This is a genomic window from Pseudomonas parafulva, assembly GCF_000800255.1.
Lineage (GTDB): Bacteria > Pseudomonadota > Gammaproteobacteria > Pseudomonadales > Pseudomonadaceae > Aquipseudomonas > Aquipseudomonas boreofloridensis.
The window spans coordinates 122,370-135,396 of record NZ_CP009747.1 but is presented as its reverse complement, the minus strand read 5'-3'; the positions used below and the strand labels follow the sequence as shown (position 1 = coordinate 135,396).

The window sequence follows — 13,027 nt, the reverse complement described above, 5'->3', positions numbered from 1 at the left end:
CGCCGGGGGCGCTCATCATAACAGGACGGCACCGCCCAAGACAGCGGCCGTCAAAGGACGCAAGCCGCCATGCAAGTGAAACACCTGCTGCTGATCGCCATCCTCGGGCTCACCGCTGCCTGTTCCTCGAACAAGGAAGTCATTGACGAGAACCTCAGCGAAGCCGAGTTGTACCAGCAGGCGCAGGCCGACCTGGACAACCACAGCTTCACCAGCGCCGTGAACAAGCTCAAGGCCCTGGAATCGCGCTACCCGTTCGGCCGTTACGCCGACCAGGCCCAGCTCGAACTGATCTACGCCAACTACAAGAACACCGAGCCGGAAGCCGCCAAGTCGGCCGCCGAGCGCTTCATTCGCCTGCACCCCCAGCACCCGAACGTCGACTACGCCTACTACCTCAAGGGCCTGACCTCGTTCGACCAGGATCGTGGCCTGCTGGCGCGCTTCCTGCCGCTGGACATGACCAAGCGTGACCCGGGCGCGGCCCGCGACTCCTACAACGAGTTCGCCCAGCTCACCAGCCGTTTCCCCAACAGCCGCTACGCCCCGGACGCCAAGCAGCGCATGATCTACCTGCGCAACCTGCTGGCCTCCTACGAGATCCATGTCGCCGACTACTACCTGAGCCGCGAGGCCTACGTCGCTGCCGCCAACCGTGGCCGCTACGTGGTGGAAAACTTCCAGGAAACCCCTTCCGTGGGCGATGGTCTGGCCGTGATGACCGAGGCCTACCAGAAGATGCACCTGGACGAGTTGGCTGCCACCAGCCTGGAAACCCTCAAGCTCAACTACCCGAATCACCCGAGCCTGGTCGATGGCCAGTTCGTGCCGCAGCAAAAAGACGATGACGACCGCTCCTGGCTGTCCAAGGCCACCCTGGGCCTGATCGAGACCGACACCCCGCTGCCGCCGGGCGAAACCCGCGCCAACCAGGATGTGGTGCGTCAGTTCAAGGACGCCCGTTCGGAAATGCCAGCCGAACTGCTGCCCAAGGACGAGAACGGCGACCCGATCCTGCCAGCAGGTCCGAAGGATGCCGACGAAGATCGCTCCTGGTTCAGCTATCTGACCTTCGGTCTGTTCGACTGACCGCTCGCGTAACGACAGAAAGGGAGACCCGCAGGTCTCCCTTTTTTCATGGCCGCAGCCTAGACTGTGGCCTCTTCAATTCACGACAAGCTGGACACCATGGTTCGTCTACTCTTCTGGATCGCCCTGATCGCCGCCGCGTTCTGGCTGTGGCGCAAATTCAAGATCAGCCAGCAATCGCGCCCAGAGCAACGCCTCGAAGATCCCCTGACCATGGTGCGCTGCGCCCACTGCGGCGTGCACCTGCCCAACGACCGGGCGCTGCGCCTGGGCAATGACTGGTACTGCAGCCAGGCGCATCTGGAGCAGGGGCCTGGTCGGCAAGGCTGACCTCGATCGTCATCGACCCCATTGCGCTGACGAAACATTCAATCGACCCGTCCTGCTGGCGCATAGGGAGCAGGATCAATGAGCGGCCTGGCGCCGCTCATCAGGTCGACCAACAGCTTGCACGAGGCCGGAGCAAGCACCAGTCCATTGCGATAATGGCCACAGTTCAGCCATAGCCCTGCATGCCCCGGCACCGGTCCTATATAGGGAACGCCTTCTGGCGACCCAGGCCGCAGTCCCGCCCAATGCGCCACCACTGGCGCCTGCGCCAACTGCGGCAACAACTCGATCGCCGATGCCCGCAGGCTGTTCAGCGCCACCTCGGTCGGGGTCTTGTCGTAGCCTTCGTGCTCCAGGGTGCTACCCACCAGAATGTGCCCATCCCGACGCGGAATCGCATACCGCCCTTTGGCCAGCACCATACTCGGCAGAAAATCGGCGGCGCACTTGAACAGGATCATCTGCCCTTTAACCGGCTCCACTGGCAGCGCCAGACCCAGCGTGCGCAACAAGTCGCCGCTCCAGGCGCCAGCGCAGAGCACGATCTCGTCGGCACTGAGCACACCCTCCTGCGTGACCACACCGCTGATGCGCTCGTGCGTGCGCACAAAGCCGGTGATCTGGCAGTGTTCGCGCAAGCTCACATTCGGCAGCGCCAGCAATGCTGCTTTCAGCGACTTCACCAAGCGGGGATTACGCACATTGGCCACCCCAGGCATATACAGGGCTCGCTCGTAGCCAGGACCCAGCGCCGACACCGCCGCATAAGCGGCCGAAATGACCACTTCACTCAGCGGCCGCTGCTCACGCGCGGCCCAGGCCAAGGCCTGATCCTGGTCCTCCAGGTCGAGCCAGTACAATCCAGTGGTGTGAACCTGCGGGTCGATACCCGTACGGGCGAACAGATGGTCGCCCAACTGTGGATAGAAATCCTGCGACCAGTGCGCCAGCGCAGTCACTGCCGGGCTGTAGCGCCACGGGTACAACGGCGAGACGATGCCCCCTCCTGCCCAGGACGACTCTCGCCCCACGGCCCCCTGATCGCACACCACCACCTGCTCGGCGTTCGCCGCCAAGTTGTAGGCCGTCAGCAGGCCGATCACGCCACCACCGACAATTACTACGCGCTTGCTCATCTGTCGTTCCACTGCCTGAAGGGAAATGCCTCACCAGCACGCTGTCGCGTCCTGAGCACCGGGGTTGTCGCGCACGCCTGCCTGATCGAGAAGATAATCACCGCAACGATCATCGGCCATCAGTCCACCGGGTAGACGTACAGCCAGCAAACGATAGCGATCCGCCTCTCGCCAGGCGTGCAGGCGATAGAACCGGCTGCCTTCTGGCAGCGTCGTGTGCAACGGGTCGTTTTCGGCATACTGGCCAGTGCGCGCATGATGATACTCCAGGCGCTGCGCAGCATCGTGCAATAGACCGACCACCTCACTGCGAGCTGCGCGCCGCAAGGAGTCGCTGTAGCTGGGATAGGCGACGCCCGCCAGGATGCCGAGCACCGCCAGCACAAGCAACAGCTCCATTAGGCTAAGGCCGCGCTGCATCGCTGCTCTCCCTGAAACGCTGGCGCCAGACGATACGCTGTGGCGGGTGGGCCTCGACGCTGTCCTGCGCATAGATCGCCTCGATCACTTGACGCGCACGCGCCTCGCGACTCACGGCGGTGACACGGTACAGCGTCACAGGCGTACCCTGCGGCACGTGTACCGCTCGGGTCGTGACGCCAAGACGCTGCACGAGAAAGAAGCCGTGCTCGCTGGCTTGCCAATCCCCTTGATCAGCGATCAGATTGTGAGGATCGGCAGGCGGCACACAGGCGCTGCACGCTTGCAGCGGTGTGTGTGCAAGCGCTTGGGCACCGGCCAGCAGACTCGCCTCCGCCTGCTCCAGCGCGCGGGCGGACGCCAGCACATTGCCGGCCAACGTGGACTGCAGCAAGGCTTCTCGCAGTGCCGAGGTTGCGAACAGTCCAAGCAACAGGCTCGACATCAGCGCCAGCAGCAGCACCATGCCTCGCTGACGACTCATGACGGGGGCAACCGATTGCGCAGGGCCACACTCAGGGCATAGGTGCGCTCCACCTGCCCCTCCAGGTCGTCCAGGATCAGCTGTAAATCGAGCCGTGTGCCCTGCTCGGCCTCAACGCGCGTCACCCGGAAATCACGCACGTTGTCGATCAGCGACGCATTGAATCCGCCGCTGGCAAGCATCAGGCTGCCGCCCTGGAGCCTATAGGTATGGTGGCGCAAGCCAATCGACAGCGGTGCACCAGGGAGCGAGTGACGCTTTCCATGCACTTGCGCCCATTCCAGACAGTCGGTGTGCAAGGTCCAGTCCGGTGAGCTCGCCGTACCGGACAGCTCGGCCGTGACGAGACTGAGCCTGGCCAGGCGGCCATCGCTGAGGTGCTCGATGTGCAAGGGGTGGGCGAACGCCTGCCGCGCGCTGGCATCGTGGAACTCGACGGCCTCCGGGGACAGACAGCCAAAGCTTGCAGTCATGCGAATGTCCAGAGCCAGCCGTTGCAGCACCAGCATGGCATCCTCCTGCAGGCGCGCCAGAGCGCCTTGCACACGCCACAACTGCTGGCCCGAGAACAGCACCTGGCCCGCTGCGGCCAGTACCATCAAACCCAACGCCAGTGCCAGCAGAGCCTCCATGAGCCCGAAGCCGCGCTGCCGGGCGCTCATGGCAAGACCCAACCCTGCAACTGGATGGTCTGAGGCTGGGCACCGCGCGCATCCTGCCAGCAGGTTTCCAGACGCAGCCACTGACCCGCTACCACCGCCTGCCCCCGACCGGAACTCCCCAACAGCGCCTCCAGGCGCGCTCGCCAGTCATGCAACGCGGCGGGCTGAAGCTGCCCGGCACTACGCGTCTGCTCGATGAGGCTCTGCCCCAATTGCACCACCTGGGCATCACGCCGTGCGCCCTCGGCCGCGTGCAGCGCGCGCATCTGCAGCGACGCCGAGGTGAACAGCCCCACCCCCAGTACCAGTACCGCCACCACCACCTCCAGCAAGGCCATGCCCTGCTCCCTGAGCTTCATCATTCGCCTCCTGCGAAATTTCCCGCCTGACGTGATCGGTTCGGCCGACTGGACCTCCTGGCCCCAGACCTCGAAGCTACAGAGAAGCACTTCCAGGGAGGAATGCACGATGCGGCAACAGGGAGTAACACTGATGCAACTGCTGGGCGTCCTGGCCCTGCTCGGTGTTCTGACACAACTCGGCGCGCCGGCCTACGCCGACTGGCGCGAAAGCGTCTACCAAGCTGCCGTCGCACGGGAGTTGGCACAGAGCCTGCGCAGCGCCCGCAGCCAGGCACTGCTGCACAGCCAGGCCATGGTTGTGCGACCTATCGAGCAAGAGTGGGGACGGGGGTGGCGCGCAGTGCTGGAAGCCAGCGGGCAGGTGGTGCGTGAACACCGATTGCGGCGTCAGTCGAACATCGCCGCCAACCTGGCCGAAGTGAGGTTCGATGCCCTGGGGATACCGAGGCGCGACAACGGCGCTTTCGTCGGGGGAACGTTGCAGATCTGCACAGAGGCTCGAGGCCTCAGCCAGCACCGTGTGGTACTGGCGCCCAGCGGGCGTGTCAGTGTGCGCAGCGAGGCAATGCAGACACCCCGCTGCGCAGAGCCCTGATCAGATCAGAGTACGCACGCGCAGCTCTTTGGGCATGGAGAAGGTGATGTTCTCCTCGCGCCCATCGAGTTCCTCGGCGCCACTCGCGCCCCAGGCCCTGAGCTGATCGATCACGCCACGCACCAGCACTTCGGGCGCCGATGCACCAGCGGTGATGCCGATTCGCTGAACACCGTCGAACCAGCTGCGCTGCAGGTCCTCGGCGCCGTCGATCAGATAAGCTGGCGTGCTCATGCGCTCGGCCAGCTCACGCAGGCGATTGGAGTTGGAACTGTTCGGGCTGCCGACCACCAGCACCACATCGCACTCGTCGGCCAGTTGCTTGACGGCATCCTGGCGATTCTGGGTGGCATAGCAGATATCGTCCTTGCGCGGCCCGCCAATGTTCGGAAAGCGTGCTCGCAAGGCGTCGATGACGCGACTGGTGTCATCCATCGACAAGGTGGTCTGGGTGACGAACGCCAGATGCTCCGGGTCGCGCACCTGCAAGGTGGCAACATCCTTCTCGTCCTCGACCAGGTAGATCGCACCGCCATTGCTGGCATCGTACTGACCCATGGTGCCTTCGACTTCCGGGTGCCCGGCATGGCCGATGAGAATGCACTCACGGCCATCACGGCTGTACTTGGCCACCTCGATGTGCACCTTGGTCACCAACGGACAAGTGGCATCGAATACCTTCAGTCCGCGCCCCGCCGCTTCTTGACGCACAGCCTGGGACACGCCATGGGCGCTGAAGATGACGATGACATCGTCTGGCACCTGGTCCAGTTCTTCGACGAACACCGCACCACGGTTACGCAGGTCTTCCACCACGAACTTGTTGTGCACCACTTCATGACGCACATAGATCGGCGGACCGAAGACTTCCAGCGCACGGTTGACGATCTCGATCGCCCGGTCAACGCCCGCGCAAAAGCCGCGCGGGTTGGCGAGTTTGATTTGCATGCTCGGCTCCAGACTCACAGGGCCTTCACGTCGAGGATCTTGACCTCGAAGCTCAAGGTCTTGCCAGCCAGCGGATGGTTGAAATCGATGGTCACCTGGTTATCGTCGAAGGCCTTGACCACGCCCGGAAGCTCGGTATTGGCAGCATCGTTGAAAATCACCAGCAGACCGTCGGACAGTTCCATACCTTCGAATTGCGTACGCGGCATCACCTGGACATTCTGTGGGTTCGGCTGACCAAAGGCGTTTTCCGGGGCAATGCTCAAGGTGCGCTCGTCGCCGGCCTTGAAGCCGAACAGCGCATTCTCGAAGCCCGGCAACAGGTTGCCATCACCTACCTTGAACGTGGCCGGCGCCTTGTCGAAGGTACTGTCGACTGTGTCGCCGTTTTCCAGATGCAACGCGAAGTGCAGGGTGACTTCGGTGTTCTGGCCGATACGGGTGTCAGTCATGCACGGCCTCCTCGGACTTCTTGCTCTTGAACATGTCCAGCGCCAACATCACCGCACCCACCGTAATTGCGCTGTCGGCCAGGTTGAAGGCGGGGAAATAGTGCGTATTGCGCCAGTGGACCAGGATGAAGTCGACCACATGGCCAAGCACTACCCGGTCCCACAGGTTGCCGATGGCGCCGCCCAGCACCAAGGCCAGCGCGACAGCCAGCCAGGTCTCGTTGCGCCCCAGGCGCTTGAGCCAGACCACCAGCACGGCGCTGACCACGACCGCGATCAGCGCGAACAGCCAGCGCTGCCAGCCCGAGCTGTCGGCCAGGAAACTGAAGGCCGCGCCTGTGTTGTAGGCCAGCGTCCAGCTGAAGTAGTCGGGAATCACCACGATCTGCTGGTACATGGTCAGGGCGTTGTCGAAGTACAGCTTGGTGGCCTGGTCGAGGACCAGGACCAGCAAGCTCAGCCATAGCCAGGCCAGCCGGCCGAAGCGCCCTGCGGCAGGATTAGGCATAGTGGCGCACCTCGCCCTTGCCGCTGATGTTGTCGACGCAACGCCCGCAGATCTCCGGGTGCTCCGGATGGCTGCCGACGTCGGCGCGGAAGTGCCAGCAACGACCGCACTTGGCGTGACCGGACTTGACCACCTTGAGCTTCAGGCCCTCCACTTCGGTTGCCACCGCTTCGGCCGGGGCCTGGGCGAATGGGGCCAAACTGGCGGCCGACGTGATGAGCACGAAGCGCAGTTCGTCGCCCAGTTTGGCCAGGTCGGCGCTCAGGCCCTCTTCAGCGAACAGACTCACTTCGGCCTGCAGGTTGCCGCCGATGACCTTGGCTGTGCGCTGGTTCTCCAGCTCTTTGTTGACCGCCGCCTTGACCGCCATGATGCGGTCCCAGTACGCGCGATCCAGCTCACTGTCCTGCGGCAGCTCGGTCAGGCCCTGATACCACTCGTTGAGCATCACCGACTCATTGCGCTCACCGGGCAGGTACTGCCAGATCTCATCGGCGGTGAAGGACAGGATCGGCGCAATCCAGCGCACCAAGGCCTCGCTGATGTGGTACAGCGCGGTCTGGCAGGAGCGGCGGGCGACGCTGTTGGCGCCAGTGGTGTACTGACGGTCCTTGATGATGTCGAGGTAGAAGCCGCCCAACTCCTGCACGCAGAAGTTGTGCACCTTGGAATAGACGTTCCAGAAGCGATACTCGCCGTAGTGCTCCTGCAGCTCGCGTTGCAGCAGCAACGTGCGGTCGACCGCCCAGCGGTCGAGCGCCAGCATGTCTTCGGCCGGCAGCAGATCGCGGGCCGGGTCGAAACCGGACAGGTTGGAAAGCAGGAAGCGTGCAGTGTTGCGGATGCGCCGGTAGGCATCGGCGCTGCGCTGCAGGATCTGCTCGGAAACGGCCATCTCGCCGGAGTAGTCGGTCGCGGCCACCCAAAGACGCAGGATATCGGCGCCCAGGGAGTTGTTGACCTTTTCAGGCTCAATGGTGTTGCCCAGCGACTTGGACATCTTGCGGCCGTTCTCGTCGACGGTGAAGCCGTGGGTCAGCAGCTCGCGGTAGGGGGCATGACCATCGATGGCGCAGCCGGTGAGCAACGAGGAATGGAACCAGCCGCGGTGCTGGTCGGAGCCTTCCAGATACAGGTCGGCGCGAGGCCCCGTGGCATGACCGATGTCATGCGAGCCGCGCAGCACGTGCCAATGAGTGGTGCCAGAGTCGAACCAGACGTCCAGGGTGTCGGCGATCTTCTCGTACTGCGCGGCCTCATCACCCAGCAGTTCGGCAGCGTCGAGGTTGAACCAGGCTTCGATACCCTGCTGCTCGACGCGCTTGGCTACCGCCTCCATCAATTCGACGGTGCGCGGGTGCAGTTCACCAGTCTGTTTGTCGAGGAAGAACGGGATTGGCACGCCCCAGTTGCGTTGACGCGAGATGCACCAGTCCGGACGGGTGGCGATCATCGCATGCAGGCGCGCCTGGCCCCACGCCGGGACGAACTGGGTGTCCTCGATGGCCTTGAGCGCGCGCTCACGCAGGTTCTCACCGCTGGCAGGCTGCTTGTCCATGCCGACGAACCATTGCGCCGTGGCGCGATAGATCAGCGGGGACTTGTGGCGCCAGCAATGCATGTAGCTGTGGGTGATGGTTTCTGTGTGCAGCAGCGCGTCGACTTCCTGCAGCTTCTCGACGATGGCCGGATTGGCCTTCCAGATGAACTGGCCACCGAAGAATTCCAGTGAAGGCGCGTACACGCCGTTGCTTTGCACAGGCGTGAGAATTTCATCGTTTTGCATGCCGTAGCGCTTGCAGGTGATGAAGTCGTCCTCACCATAGGACGGCGCAGTATGGACGATACCAGTGCCTGCGCTGAGCTCGACGTAGTCGGCCAGATAGATCGGCGAGTTACGGTCGTAGAAGGGATGACGGAAGTTGATCAGTTCCAGGGCCGCACCCGGCGTGCGCGCGATGATCTGACCCTCACGGCCGTAACGATCGAGACAGGCTGCCACCAGCTCCTCAGCCAGCACGAGCAGGCGGTCGCCCACATCCACCAAGGCGTAGCTGAAATCGGCATGGACACTCAACGCCTGGTTGGCAGGAATCGTCCAGGCAGTAGTGGTCCAGATCACGATGGAAGCAGGCTTGGGCAGCGTGTCCATGCCGAACGCTGCCGCCAGCTTGCCGGTGTCGGAAGGGCTGATGGGGAACGCGACGTCCAGCGTCTGGGATTTTTTGTCCGCATACTCGACCTCGGCCTCAGCCAATGCCGAGCCGCAATCGAAGCACCAGTTCACTGGCTTGAGGCCCTTGAACACGAACCCTTGCTTGACCATCTCGGCCAGCGCGCGGATTTCACCGGCTTCGTTGGCGAAGTCCATGGTCTTGTAGGGATTGTCCCAGTCACCCAGCACACCCAGGCGAATGAACTCGGCCTTCTGCCCTTCGATCTGCTCGGCGGCGTAGGCGCGGCACAATTCGCGGGTCTGGTCGGGGCTCAGGTGCTTGCCGTGGGTAACCTCGATCTTGTGCTCGATCGGCAGGCCGTGGCAGTCCCAGCCTGGCACATACGGCGCGTCGAAGCCGGACAGGGTCTTCGAACGCACGATCATGTCCTTCAGGATCTTGTTCAGTGCATGACCGATGTGGATCTTGCCGTTGGCATAGGGCGGGCCGTCGTGCAGGACGAACTTCGGACGGTCCTTGCCAATCTCGCGCAACTTCCGGTACAGGCCAATGCTGTCCCAGCGCTGCAGGATCTGCGGTTCGCGCTGAGGCAGGCCGGCCTTCATGGGGAAGGCGGTGTCCGGGAGGTTAAGCGTGGCTTTGTAGTCGGTCATTTCAGGCTCTTGGTTAGCGGTTGAGCGTGCCAGTGGGCACGTGCGGCGGCGATGTCCGCGTCGATCGCCGACTTCAGCGCCTCCAGGGAGGCGAATCGCTGCTCCTCGCGCAGCTTGTGGTGGAATTCCACCGTCAGGCGCCGGCCATACAGATCGCCGGCGTAATCCAGCAGATGAATCTCCAGGTGGGGACGGCCGTCACCGGCGACGGTGGGCCGAACCCCGATATTGGCGATGCCTGGCCAAACCTTGCCGTCGATCTCGGCGCTGGTCAGGTACACGCCGGACAACGGTATGCGGCGACGCTTGAGCTGGACGTTGGCGGTCGGCGTGCCCAGCTGGCGAGCCAGTTTCTGGCCGTGCAGGACGCGTCCGCTGATGGTGTAGGGACGGCCCAGCAGGTGCGCAGCCAAGGCGAAGTCAGCATTGGCCAAGGCCGTGCGCACTTGCGTGCTGCTGACCCGCAGACCGTCCTGAACCACGGTTTGCGCGGCCTCGACGGTAAATCCATGGCGCTTGCCAGCCTCGACCAGAAAGGCGAAGTCGCCGGCGCGATCGCAGCCGAAGCGGAAATCGTCGCCCACTTCGAGATGACGCACACCGAGGCCGTCGACCAGGATCGTCTCGACGAACTGCTCGGCACTCAGCTCGCTCAAGCGCTGGTTGAACGCCATGCACAGCACTCGGTCGATGCCCTCGGCGGCCAGCAACTCGACCTTGTCGCGCAAACGCGCCAGGCGGGCCGGCGCGGTATCCGGCGCGAAGTACTCGCGCGGCTGGGGCTCGAAGATCACCACGCACGTCGGCAGCCCGAGCGCTTGTCCGCGCTCGCGCAGGCGCGCCAGGATGGCCTGGTGGCCCCGGTGCACTCCGTCGAAGTTGCCAATGGTGGCGACACAGCCCCGGTACTCGGGGCGCAGGTTGTGAAGACCTCGAACCAGCTGCATAACGCGCTTCTTGCTCATAAAGTGGTCGATTATAACCACACCAGGGCGCTGGTGACAGGCAGCAACGCCTTGGCGGGCCATGGAGTTGGAAAAATCGACGCCAGGGCGACGGAGGGCCTCAGTGCAGCGCCTTGCGGGCAAAATGCCGTGGCCGGAAGCCGCACAGTAGCAGGCAGCCGAAGTAAGTCACCACGCCAGCGACGATCAACGCCCCCAGGCGCAGGAAGCGCGCGGGCATGTTGCCCTGCTCCCAGGCCGGCATAACGTGCATGCCCAGCAACAGTACCGCCGACATCAGCGTCACCGCCAGCACCAGTTTGGCGAGGAACAGCATCCAGCCAGGCTGTGGCTGGAACAACTGATGGCTGCGCAGCTTCCAGAACAGCAGTCCGGCATTCAGGCACGCGCCCAGACTGATGGCCAGGGCCAGGCCCGCATGCTGCAGCGGGCCGACCAGCGCCAGGTTGAACAACTGGGTGCAGACCAGCGTGAAGATCGCGATCCTGACCGGGGTACGAATGTTCTGCTGGGCATAGAAGCCTGGAGCCAGCACCTTGACCAGAATGATCGCCAGCAGTCCCACGGAGTAGGCGATCAGTGCTCTCTGGGTCATCGCGGCATCGGTCGCGGTGAACTTGCCATACTGGAACAGCGCTACCGTCAGGGGTTCGGCGAGGATCGCCAGGGCCAAGGTGCAGGGCAATACCAGCAGGAAGCACAGGCGCAGGCCCCAGTCGAGAATTCGCGAGTACTCTTCACGATCCCGATTGGCGTAGGTCTTGGCCAGCGTAGGCAACAGAATGGTTCCCAGCGCCACGCCCAGCACCCCCGAGGGTAACTCCATGAGACGGTCGGCGTAGTACATCCAGGACACCGACCCGGCGACCAGGAACGAGGCGAAGATGGTGTTGATGATCAACGAGATCTGGCTCACCGACACCCCGAGGATTGCCGGCAGCATCTGCTTGAGCACGCGCCATACACCTGTATCGCGCAAATTCAGGCGCGGGAGTACGAGCATGCCGATTTTCTTCAACGCGGGCAGTTGGTAGAGCAACTGCGCAAGGCCGCCGGCCAGCACACCCCAGGCCAACGCCATGATCGGCGGGTCGAAATAAGGCGTGAGAAACACGGCGAAGCCGATCATCGCCACGTTCAACAGCGTGGGCGTGAACGCCGGTACCGTGAAGCGGTTCCAGGTGTTGAGAATCGCCCCTACCAAGGACGACAGCGAGATCAGCAATATATAAGGAAAGGTCACTCGCAGCAGCGCAGTGGTGAGCGCGTATTTCTCGGTACTGTCGACGAAACCTGGCGCGGTGACCCACACCACCCAGGGCGCAGCCAGTATCCCCAGTGCCGTGACCAACGCCAGCACCAATGTCAGCAGGCCGCTGACGTAAGCGATGAAAGTTCGCGTCGCCTCCTCGCCTTGTTGGGATTTGTACTCGGCCAGAATAGGCACGAATGCTTGGGAAAACGCGCCTTCGGCAAAAATACGTCGCAGCAGATTGGGCAGTTTGAAGGCGATGAAGAAGGCGTCGGTGGCCACGCCAGCGCCGAAAATGCGCGCCAGTATGGTGTCGCGCACAAAGCCGAGCACCCGGGAAATCATGGTGATCGAACTGACGGCAGCCAGGGATTTGAGCAGGTTCATCGAAAAGTTTTACGCCTGAGACTTGAGAGCGCTGCCAGATGGCGCTGGAGTATGCGATAATCCCGCTTCTCTGCAGGGGTGCAATAAACTTCCGAGTTTACAGGTCGTTGCGCAGAAAGGAATCTCTCCTTCCGCGCTCGCATGCCACTCGGCAGATCCTTGCAACTGGCCTTGACATCCGTCCGAGTCATCGGCATGATTCGCGGCCTTATTTGTTTGCTATTTACCCAAAAGTCTTTCGAGGAGCTCGACGGTGGCCAACACACCTTCCGCCAAGAAACGTGCAAAACAGGCTGAGAAGCGTCGCAGCCACAACGCCAGCCTGCGTTCCATGGTCCGTACCTACATCAAGAACGTAGTCAAGGCCATCGACGCTAAAGACGCCGAAAAAGCGCAAGCTGCCTACACTCTGGCTGTGCCTGTCATCGACCGTATGGCCGACAAAGGCATCATCCACAAGAACAAGGCTGCTCGCCACAAAGGCCGTCTGAATGGCCACATCAAGGCGCTGAAAGAAGCTGCAGCTGCCTAAGCGACGCGCTTGAACAAAAAAACCGACCTTAGGGTCGGTTTTTTGTTGCCTGAAATTTGAGCATGCCTTGTAGTC

Annotated in this window: 15 protein-coding genes; 4 read left to right on the top strand and 11 right to left on the bottom strand. The window is 62.9% G+C overall.

Annotated features, from left to right (window positions below; all coding sequences use genetic code 11):
* Positions 1-69: 69 nt before the first annotated feature.
* The gene (locus NJ69_RS00605; RefSeq protein WP_029614585.1) at positions 70-1,089 is read left to right on the top strand and encodes an outer membrane protein assembly factor BamD; all 1,020 of its coding nucleotides are present in this window, start codon (positions 70-72) and stop codon (positions 1,087-1,089) included.
* A 99-nt stretch (positions 1,090-1,188) separates the two neighbouring features.
* Positions 1,189-1,419 carry a PP0621 family protein gene (locus tag NJ69_RS00600; RefSeq protein ID WP_039575295.1) on the top strand — a complete coding sequence of 77 codons (231 nt, stop codon included), beginning with the start codon at positions 1,189-1,191 and terminating at the stop codon, positions 1,417-1,419.
* A gap of 38 nt (positions 1,420-1,457) precedes the next feature.
* On the opposite strand, the gene thiO is transcribed toward NJ69_RS00600, so the two are convergent.
* The 5 genes from thiO to NJ69_RS22570 are packed head-to-tail and all read right to left on the bottom strand — an operon-like array spanning position 1,458 to position 4,483.
* The gene (gene thiO / locus NJ69_RS00595; protein WP_039575294.1) at positions 1,458-2,555 is read right to left on the bottom strand and encodes a glycine oxidase ThiO; all 1,098 of its coding nucleotides are present in this window, start codon (positions 2,553-2,555) and stop codon (positions 1,458-1,460) included.
* 30 nt (positions 2,556-2,585) lie between these two features.
* Positions 2,586-2,975, bottom strand: coding sequence for a type IV pilin protein (locus NJ69_RS00590; protein ID WP_039575291.1), 390 nt, complete (start codon positions 2,973-2,975; stop codon positions 2,586-2,588).
* A complete protein-coding gene (locus NJ69_RS00585; protein WP_039575289.1) occupies positions 2,959-3,459 on the bottom strand; it encodes a hypothetical protein in 501 nt (166 codons plus the stop codon). Before NJ69_RS00585 ends, NJ69_RS00590 begins: the two co-directional genes overlap by 17 nt.
* Positions 3,456-4,121 (bottom strand): prepilin-type N-terminal cleavage/methylation domain-containing protein, encoded by a 666-nt coding sequence (locus NJ69_RS00580; RefSeq protein ID WP_039575287.1) that lies wholly within the window; start codon positions 4,119-4,121, stop codon positions 3,456-3,458. Before NJ69_RS00580 ends, NJ69_RS00585 begins: the two co-directional genes overlap by 4 nt.
* The gene (locus NJ69_RS22570) at positions 4,118-4,483 is read right to left on the bottom strand and encodes a hypothetical protein (RefSeq protein WP_155290505.1); all 366 of its coding nucleotides are present in this window, start codon (positions 4,481-4,483) and stop codon (positions 4,118-4,120) included. The genes NJ69_RS00580 and NJ69_RS22570 overlap by 4 nt, the downstream gene beginning before the upstream one ends.
* Before the next feature lie 130 nt (positions 4,484-4,613).
* Between NJ69_RS22570 and NJ69_RS00570 the strand changes: the two genes are divergently transcribed.
* Positions 4,614-5,078 (top strand): GspH/FimT family protein, encoded by a 465-nt coding sequence (locus NJ69_RS00570; protein ID WP_245219491.1) that lies wholly within the window; start codon positions 4,614-4,616, stop codon positions 5,076-5,078.
* Here the strand turns inward: NJ69_RS00570 and ispH are convergent, their stop codons facing one another.
* The 6 genes from ispH to murJ form a co-directional block, all read right to left on the bottom strand.
* A complete protein-coding gene (ispH, locus tag NJ69_RS00565; RefSeq protein ID WP_039575282.1) occupies positions 5,079-6,026 on the bottom strand; it encodes a 4-hydroxy-3-methylbut-2-enyl diphosphate reductase in 948 nt (315 codons plus the stop codon).
* A gap of 14 nt (positions 6,027-6,040) precedes the next feature.
* The gene (locus NJ69_RS00560; RefSeq protein WP_029614581.1) at positions 6,041-6,478 is read right to left on the bottom strand and encodes an FKBP-type peptidyl-prolyl cis-trans isomerase; all 438 of its coding nucleotides are present in this window, start codon (positions 6,476-6,478) and stop codon (positions 6,041-6,043) included.
* The gene (gene lspA, locus NJ69_RS00555) at positions 6,471-6,986 is read right to left on the bottom strand and encodes a signal peptidase II (RefSeq protein ID WP_039575279.1); all 516 of its coding nucleotides are present in this window, start codon (positions 6,984-6,986) and stop codon (positions 6,471-6,473) included. The genes NJ69_RS00560 and lspA overlap by 8 nt, the downstream gene beginning before the upstream one ends.
* Entirely contained in the window at positions 6,979-9,816 is a 2,838-nt protein-coding gene (gene ileS, locus NJ69_RS00550) for an isoleucine--tRNA ligase (RefSeq protein ID WP_039575276.1), read from the bottom strand. Before ileS ends, lspA begins: the two co-directional genes overlap by 8 nt.
* Positions 9,813-10,763: a bifunctional riboflavin kinase/FAD synthetase gene (ribF, locus tag NJ69_RS00545; RefSeq protein ID WP_039575274.1), complete on the bottom strand. Its 951-nt coding sequence runs from the start codon at positions 10,761-10,763 to the stop codon at positions 9,813-9,815. Before ribF ends, ileS begins: the two co-directional genes overlap by 4 nt.
* 118 nt (positions 10,764-10,881) lie before the next feature.
* Positions 10,882-12,420: a murein biosynthesis integral membrane protein MurJ gene (murJ, locus tag NJ69_RS00540; protein WP_039575272.1), complete on the bottom strand. Its 1,539-nt coding sequence runs from the start codon at positions 12,418-12,420 to the stop codon at positions 10,882-10,884.
* A gap of 253 nt (positions 12,421-12,673) precedes the next feature.
* Here murJ and rpsT point away from each other — a divergent pair, with 253 nt between their 5' ends.
* Positions 12,674-12,952, top strand: a complete 279-nt coding sequence (rpsT, locus tag NJ69_RS00535; RefSeq protein WP_029614579.1) for a 30S ribosomal protein S20 — start codon at positions 12,674-12,676, stop codon at positions 12,950-12,952.
* The last annotated feature ends 75 nt before the right edge of the window (positions 12,953-13,027 follow it).

Excerpts from the sequence above, each read along its gene's own strand:
- ileS (WP_039575276.1), bottom strand. The coding sequence starts at position 9,816 with ATGACCGACTACAAAGCCACGCTTAACCTCCCGGACACCGCCTTCCCC.
- NJ69_RS00570 (WP_245219491.1), top strand. The coding sequence starts at position 4,614 with ATGCAACTGCTGGGCGTCCTGGCCCTGCTCGGTGTTCTGACACAACTC.
- ribF (WP_039575274.1), bottom strand. The coding sequence starts at position 10,763 with ATGCAGCTGGTTCGAGGTCTTCACAACCTGCGCCCCGAGTACCGGGGC.
- NJ69_RS00600 (WP_039575295.1), top strand. The coding sequence starts at position 1,189 with ATGGTTCGTCTACTCTTCTGGATCGCCCTGATCGCCGCCGCGTTCTGG.
- thiO (WP_039575294.1), bottom strand. The coding sequence starts at position 2,555 with ATGAGCAAGCGCGTAGTAATTGTCGGTGGTGGCGTGATCGGCCTGCTG.
- NJ69_RS00585 (WP_039575289.1), bottom strand. The coding sequence starts at position 3,459 with ATGAGTCGTCAGCGAGGCATGGTGCTGCTGCTGGCGCTGATGTCGAGC.
- NJ69_RS00560 (WP_029614581.1), bottom strand. The coding sequence starts at position 6,478 with ATGACTGACACCCGTATCGGCCAGAACACCGAAGTCACCCTGCACTTC.
- NJ69_RS00590 (WP_039575291.1), bottom strand. The coding sequence starts at position 2,975 with ATGCAGCGCGGCCTTAGCCTAATGGAGCTGTTGCTTGTGCTGGCGGTG.
- NJ69_RS00605 (WP_029614585.1), top strand. The coding sequence starts at position 70 with ATGCAAGTGAAACACCTGCTGCTGATCGCCATCCTCGGGCTCACCGCT.
- NJ69_RS22570 (WP_155290505.1), bottom strand. The coding sequence starts at position 4,483 with ATGATGAAGCTCAGGGAGCAGGGCATGGCCTTGCTGGAGGTGGTGGTG.
- murJ (WP_039575272.1), bottom strand. The coding sequence starts at position 12,420 with ATGAACCTGCTCAAATCCCTGGCTGCCGTCAGTTCGATCACCATGATT.
- lspA (WP_039575279.1), bottom strand. The coding sequence starts at position 6,986 with ATGCCTAATCCTGCCGCAGGGCGCTTCGGCCGGCTGGCCTGGCTATGG.
- ispH (WP_039575282.1), bottom strand. The coding sequence starts at position 6,026 with ATGCAAATCAAACTCGCCAACCCGCGCGGCTTTTGCGCGGGCGTTGAC.
- NJ69_RS00580 (WP_039575287.1), bottom strand. The coding sequence starts at position 4,121 with ATGAGCGCCCGGCAGCGCGGCTTCGGGCTCATGGAGGCTCTGCTGGCA.